The organism is Micromonospora sp. R311, from assembly GCF_056780015.1.
In genome coordinates, this window is sequence record NZ_JBSWCE010000033.1 from 16,267 (window position 1) to 43,159 (window position 26,893).

At 68.7% G+C, this 26,893-nt stretch carries 13 protein-coding genes; 5 read left to right on the forward strand and 8 right to left on the reverse strand.

The features are described 5' to 3' along the window. The first annotated feature begins 114 nt into the window (after nucleotides 1–114). Entirely contained in the window at nucleotides 115–519 is a 405-nt protein-coding gene (locus tag AC1WTP_RS25470; RefSeq protein ID WP_481651797.1) for a hypothetical protein, read from the forward strand. On the opposite strand, the gene AC1WTP_RS25475 is transcribed toward AC1WTP_RS25470, so the two are convergent. Next, on the reverse strand, nucleotides 460–2,607 hold the full coding sequence (locus AC1WTP_RS25475; RefSeq protein ID WP_481651798.1) for a UvrD-helicase domain-containing protein: 2,148 nt from the start codon (nucleotides 2,605–2,607) through the stop codon (nucleotides 460–462). The genes AC1WTP_RS25470 and AC1WTP_RS25475 overlap by 60 nt on opposite strands. 273 nt (nucleotides 2,608–2,880) lie before the next feature. Between AC1WTP_RS25475 and AC1WTP_RS25480 the strand changes: the two genes are divergently transcribed. Beyond that, nucleotides 2,881–5,916: an N-6 DNA methylase gene (locus tag AC1WTP_RS25480; RefSeq protein WP_481651799.1), complete on the forward strand. Its 3,036-nt coding sequence runs from the start codon at nucleotides 2,881–2,883 to the stop codon at nucleotides 5,914–5,916. 32 nt (nucleotides 5,917–5,948) lie between these two features. On the opposite strand, the gene AC1WTP_RS25485 is transcribed toward AC1WTP_RS25480, so the two are convergent. The 3 genes from AC1WTP_RS25485 to AC1WTP_RS25495 all read right to left on the reverse strand — a co-directional run bounded on the left by AC1WTP_RS25485 (nucleotide 5,949) and on the right by AC1WTP_RS25495 (nucleotide 8,159). Beyond that, nucleotides 5,949–7,067, reverse strand: coding sequence for a hypothetical protein (locus AC1WTP_RS25485; protein ID WP_481651800.1), 1,119 nt, complete (start codon nucleotides 7,065–7,067; stop codon nucleotides 5,949–5,951). A 232-nt stretch (nucleotides 7,068–7,299) separates the two neighbouring features. After that, complete coding sequence (locus AC1WTP_RS25490; protein WP_481651801.1) at nucleotides 7,300–7,686, reverse strand: hypothetical protein; 387 nt, start codon at nucleotides 7,684–7,686, stop codon at nucleotides 7,300–7,302. A 266-nt stretch (nucleotides 7,687–7,952) separates the two neighbouring features. Then, nucleotides 7,953–8,159, reverse strand: a complete 207-nt coding sequence (locus AC1WTP_RS25495; RefSeq protein ID WP_481651802.1) for a hypothetical protein — start codon at nucleotides 8,157–8,159, stop codon at nucleotides 7,953–7,955. Between the two features lie 157 nt (nucleotides 8,160–8,316). Here AC1WTP_RS25495 and AC1WTP_RS25500 point away from each other — a divergent pair, with 157 nt between their 5' ends. Next, entirely contained in the window at nucleotides 8,317–8,553 is a 237-nt protein-coding gene (locus tag AC1WTP_RS25500; protein ID WP_481651803.1) for a GntR family transcriptional regulator, read from the forward strand. A 273-nt stretch (nucleotides 8,554–8,826) separates the two neighbouring features. Here the strand turns inward: AC1WTP_RS25500 and AC1WTP_RS25505 are convergent, their stop codons facing one another. The 4 genes from AC1WTP_RS25505 to AC1WTP_RS25520 form a co-directional block, all read right to left on the reverse strand. Next, nucleotides 8,827–12,876 carry an Eco57I restriction-modification methylase domain-containing protein gene (locus tag AC1WTP_RS25505; RefSeq protein ID WP_481651804.1) on the reverse strand — a complete coding sequence of 1,350 codons (4,050 nt, stop codon included), beginning with the start codon at nucleotides 12,874–12,876 and terminating at the stop codon, nucleotides 8,827–8,829. Beyond that, nucleotides 12,876–15,818 (reverse strand): helicase-related protein, encoded by a 2,943-nt coding sequence (locus tag AC1WTP_RS25510; RefSeq protein WP_481651805.1) that lies wholly within the window; start codon nucleotides 15,816–15,818, stop codon nucleotides 12,876–12,878. The genes AC1WTP_RS25505 and AC1WTP_RS25510 overlap by 1 nt, the downstream gene beginning before the upstream one ends. A 46-nt stretch (nucleotides 15,819–15,864) precedes the next feature. Further along, nucleotides 15,865–22,101, reverse strand: coding sequence for a protein kinase domain-containing protein (locus tag AC1WTP_RS25515; RefSeq protein WP_481651844.1), 6,237 nt, complete (start codon nucleotides 22,099–22,101; stop codon nucleotides 15,865–15,867). A gap of 354 nt (nucleotides 22,102–22,455) precedes the next feature. Further along, entirely contained in the window at nucleotides 22,456–24,369 is a 1,914-nt protein-coding gene (locus tag AC1WTP_RS25520) for an N-6 DNA methylase (protein ID WP_481651806.1), read from the reverse strand. 99 nt (nucleotides 24,370–24,468) lie between these two features. Here AC1WTP_RS25520 and AC1WTP_RS25525 point away from each other — a divergent pair, with 99 nt between their 5' ends. Then, entirely contained in the window at nucleotides 24,469–25,002 is a 534-nt protein-coding gene (locus AC1WTP_RS25525; RefSeq protein ID WP_481651807.1) for a DUF4352 domain-containing protein, read from the forward strand. Between the two features lie 91 nt (nucleotides 25,003–25,093). Continuing rightward, entirely contained in the window at nucleotides 25,094–26,854 is a 1,761-nt protein-coding gene (locus tag AC1WTP_RS25530; protein ID WP_481651808.1) for a DUF6119 family protein, read from the forward strand. Nucleotides 26,855–26,893: the final 39 nt, after the last annotated feature.

A 26,893-nucleotide genomic window follows, 5' to 3' on the forward strand; every position in this document is an offset into this window, starting at 1 on the left:
GCCACAATCGCCACCGGTGAGATTGGTGACGGGTACAACGGCACCTCAGTCGACCACAGAACCTAGCCGCTACCGCCATTGCTCGCACGGGATCGCCATCACTAGCCTCTCCCCATGCCTGAGATCTTTCAGATGGATCGCGTCGACCGGATCGCCGACATTCTCTACGGGGTTGCCGTCGCGGAGGGCCTCATCGGCTACGGCCCGCTCGGAAGGCGCGTTGGCCTCCAGGCGAATTTCCTGAGCCAGCCGTTGGCCCAGGTGTCGGAGCGTGCCGCTGAACGAGGCGAGCCGATCTGGAGCGCCCTCGTGGTCGGCAAAAAGACCGACCGACCGCACGAGGGCTTCTACGCGCTCGCCCGCCGGCTGCGCCCCGAGTACGAGAACCTCGACGACAAGGTGCTGTGGCAGAAGGAGCGCGAACGCTGCTACGCGGCCGCGCGCCTGACAGCCTCTGCGTCAGCGCGCGGTGGCGAACGCCAGGAACGGGCTGGGCTGCCCGCTCCACGACACGTGTAGCGCCTCCCGGGCACGGGTGCTCGCAACGAACAGCAGGCACCGCTCCCGGAGCAGGTCGCTGTCGTGCTGCATCGGATCCACCTCGGCCGACGTGATCTCCTTCCCAAACGGCACCGCCCGTGCCGTAACACCGACCACCGCCACGCACCGGAACTCCAGCCCCTTCATCGCGTGCATGGTGGCGAGCCGCACCCCGTCGACGTCCGCCCCGGGCTGATCCCGAACCCGCACAGACGGAATCCCGGCCGCGGCCAACTCCTCCTGCACGTCGCCCAGAGTCAGGTTGAACCTGGCGCACACCGCGATCTCACTCGCCGCTACGCCCTGCTCCAGCCACTCCCCCACCCGCTCCACGAGCGCCGCGATCTCGGCCTGGCTCGTCGGGTACCCCGCGGCATGCGGTCGCTTGCCGTGCAGCAGTGACCGGTAGCCAGCGAGGCTGTCGTCACCGTCGCCGCCGAGGTCCTCGACCCGCGACCCGACGAGCACGCCGGTCGACCAGTAGAGGATCTCCTCGGTGCTTCGGTAGTTGACCCGCAGCCGGCTGCTGCGTCCGGCGACGGAGATGCCGAGCGCGTTGAGCGAGACCCGCGAGTCGTAGATCCGCTGGTGCGGGTCACCGGTGATGAAGAGGTCGTCCGGCCCGGGCGCCACCGCGGCTCGCAGCACCCGCCACTGCGCCGGATGCAGGTCCTGCGCCTCGTCGACCACGACATGGTCGTAGCCGTGGTCGGTAGGGTCGGCGCCGCCGAGCAGCTGCGCCGCCCGCGCGCAGATCTGCAGGTGGGTGGCGGTGCCGGCCGCCGACAGCTCCTTCTGGAACATGTCCACGGCGTCCCACACCCGGTCGCGCTGCCGCGGGCCGAGCGCCGACCCTCTCCCCCGCCGGCTGGCCGCGCGGTACTCCTCCGGGCTCTGCACGTTGTGGGCAAGGATCACGTGCCGGAACTCCTGGGCGAGGAACTGCTCGGTCCAGGGCAGGTTCAGTCTCCGGCATACCCGCCGCCAGATCTGCCGCTCGTCCACGTCGCCGATCGGGGTCGGCACCCGCCCGGCGAGGGCCCGCACGGTGCGGTGCGCGAACGCGTTCACCGTGGTCACCTCCACCCGCGCCAGTTGCTCCTCGTCGTCGAGGAGCAGCGCCAGGTTCTCCCGCAGGGTCGCGGCCAGGGCATTGGTGTACGTGGTGAGCAGTACCCGGCTGTCGGGCGTACGGGAGAGCAGGTGCTTGACCCGGTGCAGCGCCACCACCGTCTTGCCCGTGCCGGGCCCACCGGTCACCTGGGCCGGCCCGTTGTAGGAGACCCGGTACGCGACCCGTCGCTGCGACGGGTGGAGGAACACCCGCCAGGCGGCGAAGGGCTTGTCGAGGATCTCGGCGAGTTCGTCCGGCCGCGTCACCAGGGTGATCCGGTTGACGGTGTTGGCGATCGCCACCGCCAGGCTCTCGCTCGGCTCCGGCGTCGCGTCCACCGGCCGACGCTCGGCGACGACGTCGCGGTAGACCTCGTCCGGCGTGAAGCCCTCGGCGAGGTACTGCAGCACCTCGAACTGGTCCTCGGGCAGCAGCGTGCCGAACGCGTCCAGCTGACGCTTGTCGATGATCGTGCGTACCGCCCGCAGCACCTGGTCGTCGATGCCGAGGTGACGCAGCACCGTGTCGGAGTAGCGAGCGAAGAGCAGGCTCGGCGCCTCTGCCGCGGCCTTCTCCAGCGCCGGGGTGAGCTGCTCGATGGCGACGACGTTGCGGACCTCCAGCGCCCGCGTCGCCGTGTTCACCGTGTAGAGCCGCTTCGCGGCCCAGGTGTACGCGTCGTCGTGCGGCACGACGTTGAGCAGCAGGAACGTGTCGCTGCCGTCGTCGGGCGCCAGCACCACTCCACGCCAGAAGTCGGTGATCCGAATCGTCCGCATCCGCGGGTCCCGCGCGTTGTTCACCGACTCCAGGTGCAGGCCCTTGTCGGCGTGCAGCTCGGCGATGCTGAGCTGCTGGAACTTCTCCATCGCCTTGCGTACGCCGGCCTTGACCGGCTTCTCCAGGACGTCGTAGCTCTGCCAGAAGCTGTTGGCCAAGGCGAGCTGCGGCACGGCGCGGCCTCCTGTGTGATCGATCGAGGCGGTGGGTGCGACCCTACCGGCTACCGGGTTCGTAGATTTGGACCGTATCGGCAGAGCTGACGTGCACCGACGCTATCGGTTCCTGCCCGCTCGGCCAGGTCACCGTAAATAAGCTGTCCATAATCCGACAGTGATTCACCATCTCTTGGATTCAGCGAGTCTCAATATCCACACTGGTGTATGGCCCGCTCGGACGCTACGCCAGACGGAAGCCGGAGCCGCCACTCATCACCCCGGTCGCAGGTGCGCGCGCCCGGCGGTTTTCCCCCGTCACTGCAGCCACTGCTGGCGCGGATCGCCGACCGCCGTGCCGCCCGGAGTGAAGCGACCCTGCAGGCCGACATCCGCCAGCTTCTGCTGGCCGGTGACTTCGGGCTCTCCGATGGCCACCTCGACGACGTCGATCTCGAAGCCCCGGCCGGCGGTGGCCGGCGCATCGACATCGAGGTCGGCTACACCATTATCGAGGTCAAGAGACGACTCCAGACCGGGCGCCCGCTGTTGGAGGCCGAGCGGCAGCTCGGCGGCTACGTCCGGTCGCGGAGCCTTGAGAGCGGCCAGCGATACGTCGGCATCCTCACCGACGGCGCCACCTGGCGCGCGTACCAGCTGACCGGCGACAGGCTGACCCTTATCGACACCCACTCGTTGGCGGCCACCCGCCCCGACGGCTTGGCTCTTTTCTACTGGCTGGAAGGCGTGCTGGCGACGAGCCAGCGGGTCCGGCCGGGTCCCGCCGAGGTGGCTCGCCGCCTTGGCGCGCAGAGCACCTCCCACAAGCTGGATCGCGCCGCGCTCGCCGCGCTCTACGGAGAGCACGAGCAGCAGCCGACCGTCAAGTTGAAGCGGAAGCTGTGGGCGGAGCTGCTCGACAGCGCCCTGGGCACCCAGTTCATCGACGACCCGGACCTGTTCGTCGAACACACCCTGTTGATGAACAGCGCGTACATCATCGCGCACCTGGTCGTCGGCATCGACGCCCTCGAGTTGCAGCCGCACGATCTCATCACCGGGCAACGGTTCGACAAGGCCCGCATCCTGGGCGTGGTCGAGCACGACTTCTTCGGCTGGACCACCGAGGTGCCCGGCGGTCGGGAGTTCATCCAGGGACTCACCCGTCGGCTGGCCCGATTCGACTGGCTGCGGGCCGACCACGACATCCTCAAGGTGCTCTACGAGTCGATGATCGGCACCGAGACGCGCAAGCGGATGGGCGAGTACTACACGCCCGACTGGCTCGCAGAGCACCTCGTCGACACCGTCGTCACCGATCCGCTGCGGCAACGGGTGCTGGACCCCGCCTGCGGCTCCGGCACCTTCCTCTTCCACGCCGTACGCCGGTATCTCGCCGCCGCCGAGACGGCGGACATACCGCTCGATGCCGCGCTGACGCAGCTCACCCACCACGTGGTCGGCGTCGACCTGCACCCCGTCGCCGTGGCGCTCGCGCGCGTGACCTACCTCCTCGCTATCGGCCACCAGCGGCTCACCGACCAGCGGGGCGCCATCACCATCCCGGTCTATCTCGGCGACAGCATGCAGTGGCGGGAGCGCCGCGACCTCTTCACCGAGGAGCACGTAAGGATCAGCGCCGGCTACAACGCGAGCGAGGTCGAGGAATGGCTCCGCTTCCCGAAGGACCTGCTGAATAAGCCAAGCCGCTTCGATCAGATCGTCGCGGGGCTCGCCAGCCTCGCGGCAAAACCACGAGATCCGGCCAACCCGCCGTCGCTGGCGGCGTTTTTCCACCACATGGAGATCGGACCGGACGACCAGCCGATGATTCGCGGTACCTTCGAGGCGATGTGCCGGCTGCACGACGAGGGCCGCGACCACATCTGGAGCTATTACCTGCGCAACCTGGCCCGTCCCGTCTGGCTCGCCATGGACGACAACCGGGTGGACGTCCTTATCGGTAACCCGCCGTGGCTTTCCTACCGGCAAATGCCGCTGGGCATGCAGGCGATGTTCAAGAAGCTCTCCCGCGACCGCGGGCTGTGGCGTGGCAATCAGTTCGCGACGCAGCAGGACCTCTCCGGCCTCTTCGTGGCCAGAGCCGTCCAGCAATACGTACGCGACGGTGGCGCGTTCGCCTTCGTCCTGCCCAACGCCGTGCTCGACCGCGAGCACTTCGAGGGCTTCCGCAGCGGGTGGTACAAGGATGAGGTCGAGCCGACAGCGGTTGCCTTCACCGGCTCCTGGGACCTGCGCCGCCTGCGTCCCCACCCTTTTCCGCGGGGTGCCAGTGTCGTCTTCGGCAACAAGGCGGCCACGCACAGCCCTCGCGGCCTCCCATCGGTCACCGAGCAGTGGACGGGGCGCCTCGGCGGCGATGCCAGGAGGTGGAAACAGGCCGCACCATGCATCCATCGGGAACCCGTCCCCCTGGGGCGGGCGCTCCTCGCCGAGTCACCGTACAAGCCACACGTGCGCAACGGCGCGACGATCTTTCCCAAGATCCTGTTCTTCGTCGAGACAGATTCCGGCGGGCGGCTCGGCCTCGGTGCCGGCCGCCACGCCGTTCGCTCTGCGCGCAGCAACCTGGAGAAGGCCCCATGGAAGGATTTGCCCGCGCTCGAAGGCGTCGTGGAGAGCGAGTTCATCCGGCCCGTGCTGCTCGGCGAGAACCTGCTGCCGTACCGGATCCTGCCGGCGAAGAAGGCGGTGCTGCCGCTCGACGGCTCCGCGCTGATGACCGGACCCGGCTCCCGACTCGACTACTACTTCGGCCTCGCCGAATGGTGGCGGAAGGCGGAAGCCACCTGGGAGGCGCACCGCAGCAGCGCGCGCCTCACCTTGGCCGAGCAGCTCGACTTCCGACACAAGCTGACCGGGCAGTTCCCCGCGCCACCCCTGCGCCTAGTCTACGGCAAGGCAGGCATGCATGTCGCCGCCGCCGTCCTCGACGACCCGGCCGCGATCATCGACCACAAGCTTTACTGGGCCCCCATCGCCAGCTGGGAGGAGGGTCTCTTCCTGTCCGCGATCCTGAACAGCAGCGCGCTGACCGAGCTCGTCCGACCCATGATGTCCTACGGCAAGGACGAGCGCGACATCGACAAGCACGTCTGGGACCTGCCCATCCCCCGGTACGACGACTCGATCGCGGCGCACCAACGGCTCGCGCAACTCGGTCGGCAGCAGTCCGAAACTGTCGCCGGGCTGCGCCTCACCGAGGCCACGAACTTCGTGACCTTGCGCCGTCACGTCCGAGCCGAACTCGCGCGGCACCCTGCCACTCCCGAGATCGAGGCGGTCGTGATGGAGATGCTCGGTTGATGCACGCCCGTCAGCATTCCGTCTCAGCGGGGTCAGACTCGACGGCAGCGATCTCGAAGCTCGGAGATGACTGCTTTCTCGAGCCCGTTGACGGCACCATCCACAGCGGCCACAAGGCCGGCCGCGTCGAGAATGTCACTCAGGTCCCCTGGCTCGGCGTCCAGGCGTCGCCACACCTCGGCGGGGTCGATATCGACAAGGTGCTCGAGCTGTCGATCAACGACCTGATGCTGATCCCGGACGAGCCTCACCAGGTGCCGGATCAACAGCGCCTCATCGTCGGCAATCTTGTGGTCCGCCGTGATGACGAGCCACGCGACCCACAGCATCAACTGGGGATGCTGACTCCGCTTGCTCAGACCCTCGGCGAGTTCGATCACCCGCGCCTCGTTCCTAAAGACGGCTCGCGCGTGCCGCCCCGCGAGCAGCGTCGTATAGCGGTTCAACACCACCGCAAGTGGAACACCGACCACGGGAATACCGATCTTGATGACGTTGCGCTGCAGGAGGAACTTGCCGACGAAGGGGAGGCCCTTCGCGGCATTCAGTACCGCCCCCGAGTAGAAGCGCTTGATCATCGGCCGCATCATGACCGGGACCGCCTTGACCACGCCTTCCCGGACCATTTCTCCGCTCTTGATCGTGAAGGCCACTCGGATAAGCTTCCACATGTCATCGGGATCGGACAGGTCGAGCGGGACTCGATAGAGGACTGCGGTGTCGTAGGCCAGGCGAAGCTGGAGCCGGGTGATGTACGCGACATCGACCATGAAGGTCGCGACGGCGGCCGGGACAGTCGCCGGTGAGGCACCACCAAGGCTCCCGAGGGTGGCGATGATGGCTGCCGAGTAGGCCCCAGCAGAGAGCCCACCTTCGAGCGCGGCGTACCGAGCCGCCATCTTGATCCGCTGATCCACGATGGCATCCGCGGGTACGCCCTCATACCGCTCCTGGAAGTATTGCCAGTCGACCTTATTGGTATAGGAGCGCAGGCCCTGAGCGATGAGCTTGGTGAACCAGCCGCCCGACTTGATATCGTCCGGGCTCAGCCCCTTGATGAACTCCCGCAGTTCGGCCCGCTCATGCTCGACAACCTCTCGGTCGGCATCGTCGCCGCCGTCATCGACAGCGTCAATCGGAGCGTCGGTCATGGCGAGTCCTCCCGGGCGGTTCAGCGTCTAGCCAGGTTGCCAGGTTTTCGACAACCCCGCTGACCCGGCGGGGGCAGGATGACACAGTCACTCACTCTGGACAGCGGCCGCGTCGACAGGCACACGATCGGCAGCCCGCTGCAGTCGGTCGTGTTCTTCACCGACCGCATCGTGCTGCGGGCACCCTTCGATACTTGCCGGCGAGATGGGCGCGCGCGCCGACGCTCACCTGTCACCGCTCCGGCCGCAGCGGGGCGACCCGGGCCAGCACCGGCCGGAACGCAGCATCCTGGTCGCCCGGGCCGATCTCGACGCCTTCGAACCACACCCACTCGCCGTCGTACCATTCGCTGAGGTCCGGCCGGACCCGCGCGATCCGGAGCCGAAGCGGACCGTCCGCGTACCGGTAGTCGGACTCGGCGAGCTGGACCACGTCCCCGTGGGCGACGGACACGCACGGAACGACCGGCACCCGGGCTACCACCGCCGGCGCCGCCTCGCCGTGGCCACGCGGAGGCGCCGGCGGCTGCGGTACGGTCCCGGCGGCCAGCGCCGCCCGCCGCGCCCGCAGGATCAGCCGGTTGCGGATCTGCGCGGGCGACAGGTCGAAGACGTTCATCGCCAGTATGTCCGCAGACAGCGCACGATGATCGAGTCGGCCCAGGCCGCCCGGGGGCAGGTGCCGTCGGCGCGGCAGTAGGGGCATTTTCTGGTACGGGGATCCCCGGTGGGGCTCCGCCAGTGCAGCTCGACCAGCCGGTTCGCCCTGGCGAGCTGAGCAGGCGTGGCGAAGAGGTCGTCATCCGCGTCCGACCGGGCGGACCGGGCCGGCTCACCGCCGGGCGACGCCTTGTCGGCCGGCGTCGGGAACCTCCCCCGGTTCCGCTAGCCGCGCCGGTCCGGTTCGTAGCGGCTCGCACGCTGATTCCGCGCCGAGGAGGCCGCCGGCCGCTCCTCGGGCCGCTCGTAGACGAGCGCACCGTCGCACCGCGAGGTCGCCCGCAGCTTCGGTACGACGTGCTCGATCGCCACCCGCCGAAACCGCCCCGGCACGTCCCCGTCCGGCAACGCTTGCCCGGTCAGGTCGAGCACGACCTTCCGAGGCCGCAAGAACCACTTCCACCGCCTGCCCATACCCCTCCCCTCGCCGCCCGGTCACGACGAGCAGAGTCTACGCCACCTATAAAGCCTGTAAAGGTAGGAGGGGGATGCTTTACATGATCCTTCGCGTGGGTGCTTCCCTGATCCCATGCCGTACGCCCAGCCGCTCTGGCGCCAGATCAGAGATGATCTACGCGCGAAGATTCGGGCTGGCATCTACCCGGCGGGCAGCAAGCTTCCGTCCGCTCGCCTCCTCGCCGAGGAGTACGACACGAGCCACGTGACCGTCCGGCGCGCGTTGGATTCCATGATCGAGCTTGGCGAGCTGGTCGGCCGCATGGGCATCGGTGTTTTCGTCGCCAATACTTCGGAGCAGGACTCATAGCTCACGGGTCGGCCGGTCGAAGACCACCGGCAGCCTCCTGGCTAACCCTGTTAGCAAGCAATGGGCGGCCGTGAGCCCCCCGCTCGTCCGAGCAGACCCAGCGACAGCGCGACACTCAGGTTGCGATTTCACTACAACCGGTCGGACAGATGGGGTTCCTCCACAAGAGATGCGCAGAGGGCGTCCAGGGCTTCGTCCTGGACGCCCTCTCGTCGGCGCTCCCTCCCCGGGTCGACTCTGGCTTGCCGACTGAGAGTAGGACTTCGCCGCACGCTACCGAGGGATCGCAGGGGCCGCCGGATGGCGGGGGCCGCGCCCGGGCGGCGGGTTGAGGGTTGACCTGTAGTTCTCACCGTCAGTCAGCGGGTTCGTCAGGCTGACGCCGGCGACGGCCATCCGGTCATACTCGGCAAGGATCAGGTCCTTGGTCCGGTACGTGCCGTACTTCGCCTCGTCCTTGCGCTTGACGATCGGGAACGTCTCCATGATGTAGTCCACGTCGTCCCGACTGATGCCATAGAGGTGAAAAAAGAGGGCATCCAACTCGGCACGCATGGTCGCGCGTCGTGCCTCGTTCCAGACGAAGGGGCCGCCAACATCTCCCAAACTGGAGGCGAAAGGCATCACGTCATGTGCCGTGTAGGTAAGTTCAAGGACCCGCTTCTCAATGAATTCTCGGTGGGCGGCGATGACTGACGGATCGATAATGGGCAGCTGCTTGAAATAGGCGAAGCGGAGGTGAAGGCCCGCGACCTTCTGGCGAGCAATGTAGTCGAACACGAAGGAGTTAAGGACACTGACGAGAAGATGGCTCTTCTCACAGAGAACGACAGGTAGTGTGTCCCCAGCCGCTGCGCGAGGGATCATAGATGCGAGCACGGTTCGTTCATTGGTTGGACTGGTTACATCACAAAAGGCTGCAAGCCACGCTGCCTCTCCGATTCGTTTGGATACTTCGCGCTCAGAGACCCAGGAGATCGGGGTTGCTAGGCGGTTCGGGTCCTCGTGCTCGGCGGGCGTGAGGTAACTTGGTTGGTTTTGACGCACGGTGGCCGTATCGCTCTTCTTGACATCGGCCGCTCTGTGGTCGTATGGCCCCACCATCTTGGCCTCATACAAAGGAAGATAGTTCGCTTCGTCCACGAGGTAGATGTTCCCGCGCCGAGTTGCGCCTTTCTCGCGAAGGGTTTCGGCGTCTTCAAAGATCTCAGAAACCGAGTTCATCATGAACATTAGCTGAAGCTTGGCCGCCCACGGGTTTCGACTACCATCAGCACCTGTGGCGTCCTGAATGAAGACTGGTACCCTTCGGTAAATCTGGATATTGATCTCCGCGTCGCGGCGGGAGCGGAAGACCGGACATGTGCCTGTGTTCGGGTTGAGTAGAGTGATCTCCTCCGGCGTAAGGGTGAAAGCTTTGTCGGCGTCGCCAAGTTCTGCCGGATCGCGAAGGAAGAATGCAAATTTGGCAGCTGGCTCACGGCGAGCGCGCCCGGCGAGGGACAGGGTGCTGAACTTGAACGACCGATGTACGCTAGGGAATAGCGGTGCCGCATTTTCAAAGTCGTAAAGCGCTGAGATTGATCCGCTGGTCACCAGATCGTTGAAGAAGTACTGGTTGAACGAGTCCGTTGCAATGCCCGATGGCACGATCTGACCGGCGCGCCCCCGTGGCCCGGTGACCGATCGGACATGTTCAGCGAAAAGCGAGTACGTATTGAGGCGGCCATAGGCAGTCAACGGAAACCTGGCCGACGAATGCGCGAAATGCTTGAAGCCGTCATTCTTCCGCTTCTCATTGGCGAACTCTGCAAAGAGTTCCGGATCGTCGGCCTCAAGCTTCTTTATCATCCGAGTCCGAGTCGCCATGTTGGCTGCCTCAGCGATTTTCGTGTTGCGAGTCGCGAAGAACTCCCTTGCGTCAACTTGGACTTGATCCCACGGCGGGTTGCCGAGAAGGCAGTCGAAACCGCCGATCCATCCAGTCGCTGGGTCGATGCCGGTGCTGTGCTCTGGAACCTCGAAGACCTCCGGGAACTCCAGGTGCCAGTGGAAGAACCGGTACTGCTGGCGCAGCCGTGCGATCTCGTCGTGGGTCGCCTGCGGGGCGGCCGAGGCGTCGGGATCCTCCAGCGCGCGGAAGACAGCGTGCGTGACGGCAGGCGGGGTAGCCGATGTCTTTTTCCACATGAACGCGGCGCACCAGGCGTCGGCGACGTGCACGGCACGGGCGTACTCGGCGGAGGTCTTCCAGGTCCGGTACTCGGACGCCTGCCGACGGACGTCGCCGAGGGTGTCTGCGGGTGCCGTCGTGATACGACGCAGGTCCTGGGCGAAGACCGTGTTGGCCACCTTCGCCTCGGCGTCCAAGTCGAACAAACTGGCCTGGTTCGCTCGTTGCTGCGCGTTCTGCTTTTCCAAGCCCCTGGCGAACGCCTTGTCGTCGCCCTCGATGGGCTTGAACGCCTCGTCGGGGATGCTGCGCTTGAGCAGCGCGGGCGTGGCGCCGATCAGTGCGTTGCCGCACTTGATGTGGGCGTCGAGGAAGCTCAGCGGCTTGCCCGGCTCCAAGGCTTCCATCCACAGCGACACCTTGGCCAGTTCGACGGCCATCGGGTTCAGGTCCACGCCGTAGATGCAGCGCGCTACGACCTCGTGCAGGGCGTGGCGTACGACGACGACGGTCGGTTCCGGGTTGCGTTCGCGGACGGCGGCGACTCGCTTGGCGATCCGGCGGGCCGCCGCGACCAGGAAGTGGCCGGAGCCGCAGGCCGGGTCGCAGACGGTGAGCGATAGCAGTTCGTTGACGATGGCGTCGCTCGGGTCGGGCTGTCCGGCCGCCGTGGCGGCCTGCTCGCCGCGCTTCACCGCGTCATCGATCACCGGATCGAGCGCCGAATCGAGCAGGCAGTCGATCAGCGAGGATGGCGTGTAGTAGGAGCCGGTGGTCTTGCGGGTGTTGCCGGCGAGTTCGACCAGCTCGAAGGTGCGGTCCACGGCGCTGTGCTTTGGCACCAGTTCCAGCAGGGACTCGTAGATCGAGCCCAGCTCCTCGGCATCCAGGTTGCGGTAGTCGACCGACCGCCACCGGCGCGAGCCGGCGTCCCGTACCAATGAGAGGTGCCGGACGGCCGTCAGCAGGTAGTCGTTCGACAGCGACAGGCCCTTCAGCGGCTTGTCTGCAACCTCGTCGTAGTCGAAGAGGCCGCCGAGGCCGGGCAGGCCCAGCTCCGGGCGTCCGTTCTCGTCGCCGAGCGCATCGAGCACGATCCGCAGCGCCTGGTAGAGGTCGCTGTGCGTCGTGCCCCGGCGGCGTCGCGCCTGCGCCCGCAGCCGGTCCGACGAGAAGTACGTCCCGTATCGCTTCCGAGCCTGCTCGTCGGCGTCCGGGTGATGCAGCGCGTCGCGGTCCTCGGCGACGAAGAGGAAGAGCAGCCGGTAGACCAGGCGCAGCAGCGCGTTGTGCAGGGCCTGCGGGTCGACGTTTTCCCGCAGCGCCCTGTTGTCGAGGTGGCGCAGGAAGCCCGTGCCCAGCGCGGTGATTGCGTCCTGGACGCCCTTGCGGAGCTGGTCAAGCGCCCGGGTGCCAGCGGTGATCGCCTCGGTGCGCCACTTCTCCAGCCAGCACGTCGACGGCGCGGCGCCCTCGGCAACCTCGAAGCGGGAGACGTGCAGCAGCCGATACAGCAGCACGAACTCGCTGAACAGCTCGCCGTCGAAGATCGCCTCCAGGTCGAACTCGACATAGGCGGCGGTGGCGAGCGCGCTGGAGTCGCGCAGCAGCCGCAGCTGGCGGCCGTTGGTGAGAACACCCCAGAGGTGTGCCTCGGAGCGGTTCAGCAGCTCCTGCACCAGCGACTGCGGCGGCACACTGCCCGCGCCGGCGGGCCGCTTGTCCAGCGCGGCATTCCATGGGGCCAGGTGGATCGGGACGTGGTTCCAGCGGTGGCTGATCGCGAACGTCTTGGCACCGTCGTCGGAGGTGATGCCGGTGGCGCCAAGGGCGGTCAACCGGCCGAAGCCCAGCTCCGCGAAGAGCGGTTCCAGCCACTGGGTGACCGCCAGGCCGGTGGGGTCGGCGGAAGCCTCGGCCTCCGGGGCGACGGGGAGCCGGTCGCGCAGTTCCTTCCACACCGACTTGAGGTAGTCCCAGTGCCGCTCGGCGTCGTCGCGGACCGATCGCGAGCCGATCACCCGGTAGTCGGCGGGCTTGGAGCCGCTGACGTCCTTGCCCTCGGCGATCCTGACCAGCATGTCGACAGGGATCAGCCCACCGATGGTGTGGACGGCGGAGAAGACCTGGTTGCGGGCGGTGGCGGACATCAGGCGTTGCCTCCGGCGGCGGTGGGAGCGGGGGTGGACGCGGGCAGGTAGACGTACGCGCCGAGGATGTCGGCGGGCTTCTGCACGGTGACGGTGAGGCCGCGGACGATCTCGCCGGCGGCGCTGCGCACCCGGCGGTGCGAGGCGAGCAGTTCGCCGGCCAGCTCCTCGCCGTACGCCTCAAGGTGGTCGGTGACCTCGGGCAGCCCGTCGAGGATCCGGCTCATGGTGCGCTCGCCGAAGTCGGGGTCGGTGTTCTCGTCGGCGGTCGCGTCGAGCAGCTTCAAAGCGTCCGCGGTGGGCAGCCAGGTGGCGTTGGCAGGGGCGCCGGCGAAGGCGAGCAGCCGGGCGTCCTCGGCGACGAGCTGCCGCGCCCCGGCGCGGGACGGCAGGGTGAGGTGGAAGCGGTAGCGGACCAGCAGCAGCGTGGTGCGGCCGGCGACGGCCCGGGTGCGGATGACGCCGCAGCGGCGGGCCGGGCGCGGGCCGCTGACCTGGTCGTCGAGGGCGGCGTTGAGCACATACCCAGCGAGCGCCACCACCGCCGGGTCGGTGCGGACCAGAGCGGCCTCGCCGCGCGCGACGGCCGCCGTGGCCCGGAACGGGACCGGCCGACCCGACTCGACGGCGTCACCGCCGAGCACCGGGGCGAGCGCGTCGCGGAGCCCAGCTGGCGTGCCGCTCACGTCGGCAGTGAAGTCGCCCGCTCCGCCCGGCTCGTCGCGCAGCACCCCGTCGAGCGCGCGCAGCGCCTGGCGTACGAAATCGCGGATCTCGGCGGCCCGGCCGAGCGTGTCGCGGATCGCGGCGACCTCCCGGGCCACCTCGTCCGGCCGGATGGTGTGCTGGGCGAACCGGGACCGGGACGTCTTCTCCTTCTCGGCGGCGGACTGCCACTCGGTCGCCAGGGCGGCGGCCTTCTTGTCGATCGCGCGGTACTCCTCGACGTCGAAGAGGCTGCCCTGCTCCTGCTCCTGGCCGCGCAGCAACAGCCACTCCACGATCGCGTCGGTCACGCCCTGCGAGGCCGCGTCGGGGACGGAGACGGAGACGCCGAGGTCCTTGCGGATCTGCCGGTGCTTGCGGATCAGGACGTCGAGGACCTTGCCGTCGATGCCGTTGTCGCTGCCCCAGAGGCTGATGACCCGGACCACGTCGCGCTTCTGGCCGTACCGGTCGACCCGGCCCTCCCGCTGGTCGTGACGGGTGGGGTTCCAGGCGAGGTCGTAGTGGACGACGGCGTCGAAGTGGTGCTGGAGGTTGACGCCCTCGGAGAGGCAGTCGGTGGCGATGAGGACGCGGCGGGCGGCGGGGTCGTCGCCGGCTGCCTCGGCGAGTTCCTCGATGCGCTGCAGGCGCTGCTGCGGGGAGAGGGTGCCGGTGACGGCGCGCACCACGGTCTTCTTGCCCAGTGCGCCCTCCAGGTGCTCGGCGACGTACTCGGCGGTGGGGATGTAGCGGCAGAAGACGATCGGGTGGTAGCCCTCCTTGAGCAGGTCCTTGAGGTGCTTGACCAGCGCCGCCAGCTTCTTGTCCTCCGCCGGTCCCTCCAGCTCGGCCGCCCGGTCGGCGAGTTCGGCGAGCCGCCGGCCCGCGTCGACCTCCACGCCGCCGGTCTCGGCGCCGGGGGCGACGTCCAGCCCTTCCAGCGCGTCGGTGTCGGAGAAGTCACTGGTCAGCGGAGCGCCGAGCCGGTCGGCCTCCTCAGCGGTGACGGCGGTCGCGGTCGCCGAGCGGGTGCGCAGGGTCTGCGCGGCGGCACGCGGCGAGGACACCAGCGAGCGCAGCAGGGCGATCGCCGACCACCAGGCGATACGGGCCTCCCGCCGGCCACGGCTGTCCGCGGCGGTCACCCGCTCGCTGGCGTACGCGATGGCGTCGTTGAGCAGCGCCCGGTAGGCCGGGGAGAGCTTGTAGGTCTCGTCCTTGAACTCTCGGTCGGACGGAAAGGCCGTCTCCTCGGCGAGGCTGTCGTCTGCCAGGCCGTCTTCCCTGGTGAGGTACTGCCGCACGTCGGCGCGCTTGCGGTGCACGAAGTGCTGGGCGAGCATCCGCCGACCGGCCTCCGAGCCGAGGTCGACAGTGGCGAGCTCCGGCCGGACCAGGCCGAGCAGGTTGCGGAAGGCGCTCTCCTTGCCGCTGTGCGGGGTCGCCGTGACCAGCAACAGGTGGCGTTCGGTGTCGGCGGCGACGCGCTGCAGCAGCTCGAAGCGGAGCTGGTTCTGGGCCGAGGTGTTGTCGTCGGCGGCGACGCAGGTGTGGGCCTCGTCGACGATGACCAGGTCCGGACAGTGGCGGACGAAGTCGTCGCGGTGCCGGGTGGACTTGATGAAGTCGGTAGAGACAATGACGTGCGGATGCTTGTCGAACAGCGACTGGCCCAGGTCCAGCCCGCGCTCCAGCTTGGACACCGTGGAGGCCAGCACCAGCTCGGCGTCGATGCCGAACTTGGTACGCAGCTCCGCCTGCCACTGCTCGGCCAGCGCAGGCGAGCAGAGCACGGCGAGCTTGCTGGCACTCCCCTGGGCCAGCAGCTCGCTGGCGATCAGGCCGGCCTCGACGGTCTTGCCGATACCGACATCGTCGGAGATCAGCATCCGCACTGTCCGCTGCCGCAGCGCCATCAGCAGCGGCACGAGCTGGTAGGCGCGTGGCTCGACGGCGATCCCGGCGAGCGAGCGGAACGGACCGGCACCGGAGCGGAAGCCGATCCGCAGCGCGGAGCGAAGCAGGCTCGCCGCGTACGCGTCGCCGAGGTCCGACGGGGTGGGCGGGGCGAACTCGGCGCTCTTCACCTGCTCGAAGGCGGGGAAGACGGCGGCGATGTCGTCGTCGGCGCCGCCCAGCGGTCGCAGGACCAGCATGTCGGGGGCGCTCTCGGGCAGCACGACCCAGTCGCGGCCCCGGGCGGAAACCAGCGTTCCGGCGCTGAAGGTGGTCATGAAGCTGTTCCTCGCGTCATCGTCAAAGTGAGTGGCGGTCGGGTGGTCAGGCGGTGGCGCCGGTGCCGAAGTAGCGCTTGTTCTTGGCGGCGATCGCGGACCAGTCGGCGTCGTGCGGGAACCGCACGACGTCCCAGCCCATGTCGAACAGACGCTCCTCCGCCTCACGGTCGCGTTCGGCGACCGCCGCGTGCTCGTGGACCGGTCCGTCAACGAACACGGCGACGTTCGCCCCGGGCAGGCGGTAGACGTAGTCGGGGCGGGCCAGCGCCTCGGTGACGAAGACCTGCGCGTCGTCCGGCAGCCGGAGGCCGCGCTCCTTCAGCCAGGCGATCAGCTTCCCCTCCAGCTTGGTGTCCGACTGCGCGGTGAGCCGGGCCAGCTGCTCGGTGCGGGACTCGCCCTCGCCGGTGGTCCGCGCCGCCGCACCGGCGAACCGCAGCAGCAGGTCGCGGACCAGGTGCCGGTTGATCGACTGGTGGTTGAGCTGGTTGCCGTAGGTAAGCAGGCACTCGTAGCAGCCCCAGGCGCACGGGCGGTCCTTGTGCGGCCCGCCCCGGTCGGTGCCGTCTGACTCGAAGTGGCAGATGTCCAGCGCCGTGGCGGCGGCCCGGGCCAGCGCCGTCGAATCCGACTGCATGAGCCGGAGTACGCCGGCGCCGCCTTCGGCCGCCTCCGTGAAAAGCATCCGGTCGCGGGGACCGTCGTCCGGCGGAAGCAGCTCGGTGGTGAGTTCCGAGTCCTCCAGCTCGAAGGCCGCTTCAATGCCGCGCTCGAGGGCGTACATCAGGGTGAGCGCGACGTCGTGCTCCACCGGCTCGTCGAGCTTGAGGACGAGGATGTTCCGGCGGTCCTCGACGTACGGGATGACCCGCTTCTTGCGGCGCTTCTCGTTGCCGTCGGCGTCGACCACCGGCATCTCGCTGGAGTCGCCGGACGCCTCGCTGGCGTCGCGTTCGTTCATCCACCGCCCGTCCGCCGGGTCGAGCCAGAAGCCGTCGGGCTCGTCCTGCTTGGCGCGGACCCGACCGGTGTTGGTGATGCGGACGGTCGCCGAGTCGCCGTACGACAGGGTGGCGAGCCGGTCGTCGCCGTCCGACACAACCGCGTCCTGCCGTCCGGCCCGGGCACCGTGGTCCTGGAAGCGGTACGAGGTCACCAGCCGGAAGCCCGCCCGGCGCCGCTCCTCCTCGTCGGAGGAGATCCGTTCCCGGCGCTTGGTGTAGACGGTGTGCAGGTGCAGCAGGCCGTAGGTAGTGTCACCGAGCGGCTCGTCGCACATCTCGCAGCGGACCGCGCCGCCCCGCGCGTCGTGGTGGTAGCCGCAACTGGTGCAGCGCCGGGCCTGGCTCGTCACCACCTCGCCGGCCGCGTCCGGCGGCAACTGGATGCGGGTGACCTGATAGCGGGCACCTTCGTGGTAGATGAGCGCGCCCGGCCCGAACTCCCGGATGGCGAGGAAGCGCGGGCGCTGCAGGTAGTCGCCGTCACCGGAGCGGCGGCCGGTGGTCGGCACGTACGCGGCCAGCGGCAGGCGGGGGAACGAGTAGCCCGGCAGGAAGCCCTCGCTGGCCAGGTACCGGTACGGGTTGAAGTCCGAGAGCACCGACCGGTTCTCCACCGTCTCGTTCTTGAGCAGGTTGAGCTGCGTCTCGGCCTCCTTGCGTCGTCCGACGGCGATTCGCCGGTCGCGCTCGGAGAGGGTGTGGTCGAGGACGCGCCGGTTCTGCTCGGCCTGGTCGACGAGCGCCGCCCGGAACAGGTCCCGCCAGCGGTCGAACGCGCCGTTGAACCGCTCCGGCGTGGTCCGGACGGTGTCCTCGATCCAGTTGTCGTCCCACCAGGTCGACTTCTCGAACTCCGGCACCAGCGCGGCGAACACTCGCCGGGCCGCGGCCATGGCCCGCTCCTGTGCGGGCGAGTCCCGCAGGGCCGCTTCGATGTGATCGTGCAGCTTCAACGCCGGGTCGGGGCGGCGGCTGTCCTCGAGGTAGGCGATGTCGATCGTCTCGGGGATCGCCCGGCCAAGCTTGAGCCCCGCCTCGGCCAGCCAGATGGCGTGCACGTGCGAGCGCACCAGGTCCTCGTTGGCAAGGTCAAGCCGAGGAGGTGCCACCGCCCCGGCCACCATCCGCTCGGAGCGCCGGAAGTAGTACTGGTCGTGGCTGTTGCCCGTGGCGCAGTACGTGGTGACCAGCGCCGGCTGTCCCGACCGGCCGGCACGACCGCTGCGCTGGGCGTAGTTCGCCGGGGTCGGCGGGACGTTGCGCATCATCACGGCGTTGAGTTCGGAGATGTCGACGCCGAGTTCCATCGTCGGCGAGCAGTAGAGCAGCTTGAGCTCCGCCTTGCGGAAGGCCTCCTCCCGGCGCTCCCGCTCCATGGGGTCGACCTGCGCCGTGTGCTCCCGGGCGGTCAGACCGGCGAGAGTCCCGGCTGCCGTCTTGTACAGGTCCCGGAAGAAGGTGTTGACCCGTGGCCCGTCGCCACTCGCGTAGGTTCGCGTCAGCGGGTCGTGGCTGCCGGTCTCACCCGTCCCGGCCCGCCAGATGAGAGCGGCTGCCGAGACCTGGTAGCCGGTGGCCGGGGTGCCGGCCGAACGCCGGTACCGACCGGCGCGTTCGGGCACCTGGGTGACCTCGGTGACCTGGCCGCCCCGCTTGAGCACCTCCAGCAGGTCGGCGATCAGCTCCTGGGCGTCGCTCCACGACAGCTCGGGGAAGTGCACCCTTCGCAGGTACTTGCCGACCTTGCCCCGACCGGAGAGGAACAGGTTCGACCGGTCCAGGCCCCGACCCGAAGGCTGGGGGTAGGCCGCTCCGACCTTCGGCTTGTCGCCGGCGGAGAGCACCCAGGGGTCGACGAGGCGTTCCTCGCTGGCCCGCTGAAGCGAGTCGAAGTCGTCGCGGAAGTACTGGACGTCGATCGCCAGCCCGCGACGCATCTCGTCCAGGAGCACCCGCATGATCTCTTTGCGGTCCTCCGGCTCCGCGTCCCGGAGCTTCTCGTGGGTGCCCGACCAGCGGTCCTGCTTCTCGGCGAGCCAGACCAGGTCCTGATAGTCGATCTTCAGGAGGCCGGTCTGCTCGAGGTTGGGCATGGTGATGCGCCAGCCACGCTCCAGATCGAGATACAAGCGGAACGCGACGACGTCCCGCAGCGTCTTCGCCGCCAGGCTGGCCAGCGAGGGCGGTAGGTCGGCCTCCCGCGCGTAGTCGCCGAGGCTCAGTCCGAGGGCGGCGGTGACCCGCGCGGCGAGGTCTTCGTGGGTAATGCCGTCGTCGCCCGCCTCGACCACCGCCCGGTAGAGGGCGCCCCGAAGCTGCGTGACCTGGACGAAGTCGTTGAAGTGACCGGCCTGGAGCGAGGCGTCCTGCCGGTTGTCGACGAACGTGAGCAGCTTGCGCGCCTTCTTGTTCAGCGCCTCCGGCGGCGCCTGCATCAGCGACCGGACGATCGACGCCGACACCAGCGAGGTCGCCGAGGAGCGGCCCTCCTGGTCGAGCGTGGCGAGCTTGGCGAAGTCCTTCCCCCGGGTCTGCTCGTAGCTCACGCCGCAGTGCAGGCAGAAGAGGAACGGCGACGGGATGAACGCCGCCCTCAGGTCGCCGTGTCCCTCCCAGCCCTGCGGGTTCACGGTGATCGCCTGCGGCAGCCGCTGTCGGTAGGAGCTGCGGACCACCTCATGGCCGCCGGCGTCGACCTCCAGCCACGATTCGGGGATCCGCCGGGCCTCGATCGCCTCTTCCTCGTGGGCCGGCCACGGGCGGTCCGAGTCGATGTAGAGGTAGCCGTCGTCCCCAGAGCCACCGGTCGCGGCGGTGTCCCGGCGCGGCGCGTACACGACCTTGCCGTCCTTCTCGGACCGCCACACGGTCAGGTACTCCTGGCCGCACTCACGACAGAAGGCCAACGGCAGGAGGATCTTGCCGTCGGAGCCGGGCAGGACGAGCTGGTATTCGCGGGTGAGGTGTCGGGTGAGTTCGTCCTCCAGGGTGACGTAGACGGTGTCGCCCTTGGAGAGGAACTGGTGCAGCCGGAACGCGAAAAGCGGCCGTTCCGTGACCGGGTCACGAGCCTCGGAGCCGGCCTTGAGCGTGGCCCGGATCGCCTGGGCACAGGTGGCGGCGGTCAGTTCGCTTTCCCTCGCCAGCTCCAGCGCGGCGTCCTCGATCTTGGCCGGCTTCTGCCGCACGAGCTGGCCGGTAACCGGATCCGTGGCGAGCCCGAACCGGGTCTCGATCCAGCGGGCCAGCGGGTCGTCCACCAGATCCGCGTACGCCCGGGGAGCGCCGGGCGCCCGCAGCCGCTCCACCGGTACGGTGTCGGGCGCTTCGGCCGTCGCCCGGATCAACGTCTCGCCGATGACGTTGCCGCTGCTGACCTCGGTGCCGAATAGGGTGGTGGCCACCCGTGCCACCGCGTCGCGCTGGTCGTCGAGGGTGCCCTCGGTCGACATGGTGGCGGAGGTGCCGATGCACTGCAGGTCGGTGGCCTGGCAGGCCTCCCGGACCCGGCGGATCAGCAGAGCCACGTCGGCACCCTGGCGGCCACGGTAGGTGTGCAGCTCGTCGAAGACGAGGAACTCCAGCCCTCGGGCCATCTTGATGAGCGACCGGCGGTCGTCCGGCCGGGTCAGCATCAGCTCGAGCATCACGTAGTTCGTGAGCAGGATGTCCGGCGGGTTGTCCCGGATCTCCTTGCGCCGCTCGTCGCTCTCCTGCCCGGTGTAACGGGCGTACGTCACCGGCTCCCGGCCCGGCCCGTACCCGTCGCAGAGGTACTTGTCGAGCTCCTTGAGCTGGCTGTTCGCCAGCGCGTTCATCGGGTAGACGATGATTGCGCGGACGCGCTTCGACGCGTTCGGGCCCTCCTGCACCCGCGTCTTGAGCACCTTGTCGACGATCGGAACGATGTACGACAGGGACTTGCCGGACCCGGTGCCGGTGGTGAGCACGTAGGAAGCGCCGGACTGCGCCTTGTCGATCGCCTCACGCTGGTGCCGGTGCAGCGTCAGCGGTCGCCCATCGCAGTCTGTGCCGCCCTCCGTCTTGTTTGCCTGGAAGATGCGCGCACACTCCGGGTGCAGCACACCCTCGCTGACGAGCTCGAGCATGCTGCCGCCGGAGGCGAAGAACGGGTTCAGCGACAGCCAAGGGTCGGGCCACTGCGACTTCGCGTCGAGGTCACGCTCGACGAAGTCGGCGATCCGGTCGTCGCGGATGATCGTGCCGCCCTCGGTGAAGGCCCGGTAGTCGGTGATCAGCTGCCGGTGTACCCCGAAAACGTCCATGCCCAAGGCCGGGCCGGTCATGACCGTTGGTTCAGAAGCCGCAGGTCGGGTGGGGGCGGCGGCACCGATCGTGTAGGCGATGCGGAAGCGACCAACCGGGTTGAAGTCGTCCCAGCCCGGGACCTTCTCCTCCCCCTTCACCAGCGGCAGCAGCGCTTCCCGGACGGCCACGGCGTCCTCCGGCCGCTCCGCCGGGTCCTTGGCGAGCAAACGCTCGATGAGCCGCTCGAGGCTTGGCGGAACATCCGAACGCAGCACCCGCACCGGCGGCGGCGGTTCCTCCAGGTGCTTCTGCCCCACCTCGTGCGCCGAGCCGCTGTGGAACGGCGGCACGCCGGTCAGCAACTCGAACAGGACACAGCCCAGGGCGTACAGGTCGGCGGCCTGGGTGACCGACGACGCCCGGAACTGCTCGGGAGCCATGTAGCGGGCCGTCCCCACCGTGACGCCGGTGCTGGTGAGCCGCTCGGCCTCGTCGGCGTCGAGGATCCGACCCATGCCGAAGTCAAGAACCTTGACCAGGCCACCGCGCAGGAGCATCACGTTCGACGGCTTGAGGTCGCGGTGAATCACACCAGCGGTGTGCGCGGCGGCGAGGGCGTCGGCGACCTGGGCACCCACCGCGGCGACCCACGAGATCGGCAGCTGTGGCTGCTCAGAGATCAGGTTCGCCAGCGTCTCGCCGTCGAGGAACTCCATGGCGATGTACGGAAGACCCGAGGCATCGACGCCACCGGCGATCGAACGCGGCAGGTTCGGGTGCGTGAGTTTGCGCATGATCCGGGCCTCACGCTCGAACCGCTGCACCGCCTTGCTGTCCGCGCTCGAATCGATGACCGCGCCCGACCGGCTGCGAAGGATCAGCTTGACCGCGACCACCCGATCCGGCGAGCCCTCCGGCGCCTGAAGGTCCTCCGCCCGGTGGACCTCCCCCATGTTGCCCCGACCCAGCGCGTTCAGCAGCCGGAACCTGTTCGCCACCAGTTCCATCTCCACGGTCAATCCCTACATCCCCGCTAACCACCGCTGTCCTGTACGCCCCGTATGACGTGTCAGGGTTTGCTGCCGCTATCCAGGCGTTCCCACCTGTTCTGAAGAATTCCGCAAGGCAAGCAGTATGCCCGCCGTCCTGCAACGTTGTAGTCGTCTACTCGGCTGATGATGATCAACCGAGTCTCAGAGGGTCGTCATCATTCGTTCACGAGCGGTTGCCGGCCGCTTCGATGGCGGGCGTGCGATGGCGTCATGCCACGTCAGCCTCGCTGGACGCCCCTACGGTTGTCAGGTTTCCGGGTGTGTCATCGAAGCGCCCTGCCGCTGTCAGATATCCGACGCATTCCGGACTCACTGCTCGCCCCTCTCCGGCCGGAGGCTGCCCTGGGCCAGGCCATCCGCGGTGAGCTGTGCCAGTTCAGCCCCCAGCGTCGCGGCCTGCCGAACGGCCGACTCGAATGCATCGAGTTGTCGGAACGCCTCACCGTGGACCCGCTGCTCCGCCAGCGGCAGCCGCCGAACGAGCGCCCGCCGGATGTCGAACCGCAGTGTGCCCGACAGGCTCGACGCCTGCCTCTCGTTCGCCGAGTTGCGCAGTTGCCCGGCGAGGAACCACGGGTCCAGCGCGGCCGGGTTGGGCCGCAGCAGGTACATGTTGGCCCCGAGCACCGCCTTCTCGTCGGTGATGACGCGAGCGGTGATCCGGCGAGCGATCATCGGCACGACGACGTCCCCGGGCTCCAGGGGAATCGGCGGGCCGACAGGCCGGTCGCCAGGTGAGGACGGCCCCCTCCCCTCGACCACGTCGTGGGCGTGCAGGACGGGTAGATCTGTCGGCGGTCCGTCCGTGTCACGAGCACCCGGACGGACCGGGCCGAGCAGTTGCAGCGCTCCGTTGCGGGCCAGGTCGACAACGGTGACGGCCAGCGTCGTGCCGGTGTCCGGTCTTGGGCTGACCTGCGGCATCAGTGCCGTCAGGTTGGTGATGATGGCGCTGAGGCGCTCTCTCGTACGTAGCACCTGCTCACCCGTCTGCTCGGACCCGGCAGTGGGTTGGCGGCGCGCGGGGGTCAGGTCCACCTCTTCATCGAGCAGTTCGATGATCGGCACCGCGCGGGCGAAGCCCGGTTCCTCGACCTCCGCCTCTGGCGACGCGGCGAAGCCGTGCCAGGCAGCTAGAACCCGGACGGACAGCTCGGAGAGGTTGCCCTCGGATGCGTCGACCAACAGGGCTCGCACCGGCGCGGGCTCGCCGGCCGTGGGCCGCCGCAGCACCCACAGGTGCAGTGGTACGCCGTGCGGCGCGGCCACTCCACTCGGCAGCGCGATGACGGCGCGCAGCGCGCCACCTCTCAGCAGCTGGGCGCGGATCCGTCGGCCCGCACGTCGGCCGGCAGCAGCTGGCGGCATCAGCAGGACGGCGTGTCCACCGGGTCGCAGGTGGGCCAGGGCGTGCTGCACCCAGGCCAACTCCGGTTCGGTACGCGGCGGAACGCCGTACTCCCATCGCGGGTCGTAGCCGAGTTCTTCGTGCCCCCAGGCGGTGATGCCGAACGGCGGGTGGCAGACCACCGCGTCGACGGTGCGGCCGGCGAAGGTGTCGGCGCGCAGCGAGTCGCCGGGTCGCACCTCGCCGGGTACCTCGCGCAGGGCGAGCCAGAGTCCGGCCAGCTTGGCGAGGTCCTCGTCGAGTTCCTGCCCGTACGACGAGGTGCAGCCGGCGCGGACGGCGGCCCGCAGCGTGGCGCCGGAGCCGGTGGCCGGGTCGAGCACGGAGCCGCCACCGACGCCGGCGAGCCCGACCATCAGGTCGGCCAGCTCGTCGGGGGTGGCCCAGGGGCGGCCGGGGCCGGGTGCGGAGAAGCGTTGCCAGAGCTCGTCGAACGCGGCCTGCGGGCCGAGTTCCTCGGCGAGCGCCTCGATCTCGGGTTGCAGGTCGGCGACGGGTGCGTCGAGGCGGCGTGGTCGTTCGCCGCGCTGTCGGGCGAGTAAGAGAGCGCCGACGGCGGCGAGTGCGGTCACCGGGCTCTCCGAGACTGCGGCGAGGTGGCGCCAAAGCCGGTCGGCGCGGGACAGCTCGGGGAGCTTGCCCTGCTTGCGCAGCCACTGCTCGACCTCGGCGAGGTCGAACTCCGGGCTGGCGCTGGTGCCGCCCACCGGCGTCGGGAAGTCGGGATGGCGTTTCCGCCAGTTGCTGACGGCGGCGCGACCCACCCCGGCGAGCCGGGCGATCTCCGCTGCCGTGATGGTCGGGTTCACCTGCACCTCCGAAGTGTGTCACACCTGTCAAGCATGATGTGTGTTGACAGAGTTCACAGACGATGCTCTCATTGACGCCGCAACGTTCACACCAGGAGGACAACGATGCGCAAGACCACCACTCTCGCCCTGATCGCCACCGCCGTCGTCGCGCTGGGCTGCGGCTCCGGGGCCACCGACACCCCGAGCAGCTCGGGCAGCGGCGATGGTGCCGCCAAGGGTGAGGAGAAGGCGGCGAAGACCGCCAAGATCGGTCAGCCGGCCCGGGACGGGAAGTTCGAGTTCACGGTGAAGTCGTCGAAGTGCGGCGTCGCCAAGGTCGGCACCGACCTGCTCGGCGAGAAGGCACAGGGCCAGTTCTGCCTGATCACGATCAATGTGAAGAACATCGGCAAGGAGGCGCAGATGTTCGACGGCAGCAGCCAGAAGGCGTACGCGGCTGACGGCACCGAGTACTCCTCCGACACCGGCGCCGCGATCTACGCCAACAAGAACGCCGAGACGTTCCTCAACGACATCAACCCCGGCAACCAGGTCACCGGCGTCGTGGTCTTCGACATCCCGAAGAAGGCCAAGCTCGCCAAGCTCGAGCTGCACGACTCGCCGTTCTCCGGCGGCGTCGAGGTCGCCCTCAGCTGACCACCTGCGCCGGGGCGGGCCCCGCGACGCCCGCCCCGGCACATCCTCCCCGCACAACCGCCATCCCGACTCTCGACGCGAGGAGATCGACATGCGCCGTGCGAACCCGCCGACCACGACCAGACCGGCCAACCGCCGGGTCGTTCGCAAGGACGTAACCCGACCTCGCCACGATCCGCCGACGCTCTTCGACCTCGATCTGCCCGAGCGGCCGGAGGGCACGTATCTGACCTCGGTCTACCAGCTCGAGCGAGTACCGGCGACGACCGAGGGCCTGCACGACGCCGTGGACCATCGGTACCTGCGCAAGCACGACTTCACGGTCGAGGAGCGACTGGTGGCCGGCGCGCCGGCCCTTCTGGTGCACGGAACCGTGCCGCGTCAGCGGGCGGACTGGTGCGATGTGCTGGCCTCGTTGACCGGGGAGACGATCGACCTCGGGTTCAGCAGTGGCGGTGCCGCGCTGCTCGTCGCCGTCGACGACCACGTCTACGCGCTGGCCTACGGCACCGTCGGTCGCCACATGGTCGACCTGGACCTGGCCAACAGCGGGTTCGGAATCGGCTTCGCGGTGCGTTCGCTCGCTCCCGACGAAATCAAGCAGGTACGCCGCCGGGTATTCGGCACCACCGGCCGTGTGGACCGCAACATGGTGCCGGGCGGTCAGCACATTCGGATGTACGGGATCGACAAGTGGGGCGAGATCGTCGGCCAGGTGTGCGGGCGGGCGTTCAACCCGAACCTGACGGTCTGTCGGTCCACCCGCACGGCCACCCCGGTCGAGGGTAGCGATGCCCTGCGTATCCACCTCGGCGTGGAGCCCGAGAACCTGCTCGCCGATCTGCGGGAGATCAATCGGGTCTGCAAGCAGGAGGCCCCCTTCGAGGACCTGGAGTTCATCACCCAGATCCGTCCTGTCCCGTCCCGCGACCCGCGGTTGTCCGAGGTGGAGGGGCGGCTTGACGTGCTGCTCGCGTCACCGGACCCGGACGAGGTCGGTCTGGCCGTACCGGGCCGGGTGCTCGGCGAGATCGAGCGGATCTGGTCGTACAAGCTTCGGGTGCCCAAGTCCGGGCTCAGCGCGGCGCGCCTGTCGGAGCTCACCCTCGCCGACATCCTCGCCCAGACCGGTGGTGTGCCGGAGGGCGAGCGGTGGGCCTCCCTCTGCAACGGGCGGATCACCCTCTACGCCGACACCACGGGCGAGGAGGAGATCGGCTCGACCGCCGCGTCGGGATGGATCACCGCCCAGCTCGCACACGGCACGAGTCAACTGCTGCTGCATGAGGGCGGCTGGTACGAGATCGGCGACCGGCACCGGGAGTTCCTCCGCGCCGAGATCGAGCAGATCCTCGCGGTGCCGGCCAGCATCACGCTCCCGGCATGGACCACCGACCTGACGGACGAGGCGGAGTACAACGCCCACGCCGCCGATGTCGGTGGTCTGACGCTGCTGGACCGGCGCCTGCTGCGGACGAGCCAGCACCACCGCGGTATCGAGGCGTGCGACCTACTTGGCCCGGACGACGAACTGATCCATGTCAAGAAGGCCAAGGGAAGTTCGGCACTAAGTCACCTCTTCGCCCAAGGCGAAGTATCGGTCGACGCACTGCGCTACGAGGCGGACGCCCGGAAGGCCCTGGTCGAGATGGTCCGCCAGCAGCCGACGGCACGGCTCATCGAGGCGGACTTCCGCCCACGCAAGGTGATCTATGCGATCGCCCTCGGCACCGGCAAGCCGCTCACCGTCGACTCGCTCTTCACCTTCGCTCAGGTCGCGCTCTACCGGGCGATGAAGTCCCTGCGCAACGAGGGCGTCGAGGTCGAGGTCGTCGGCATCCCCTCCGCCTGATCCGTCCACGACACCAGCTCTACACCGCCCCGCCGGCAC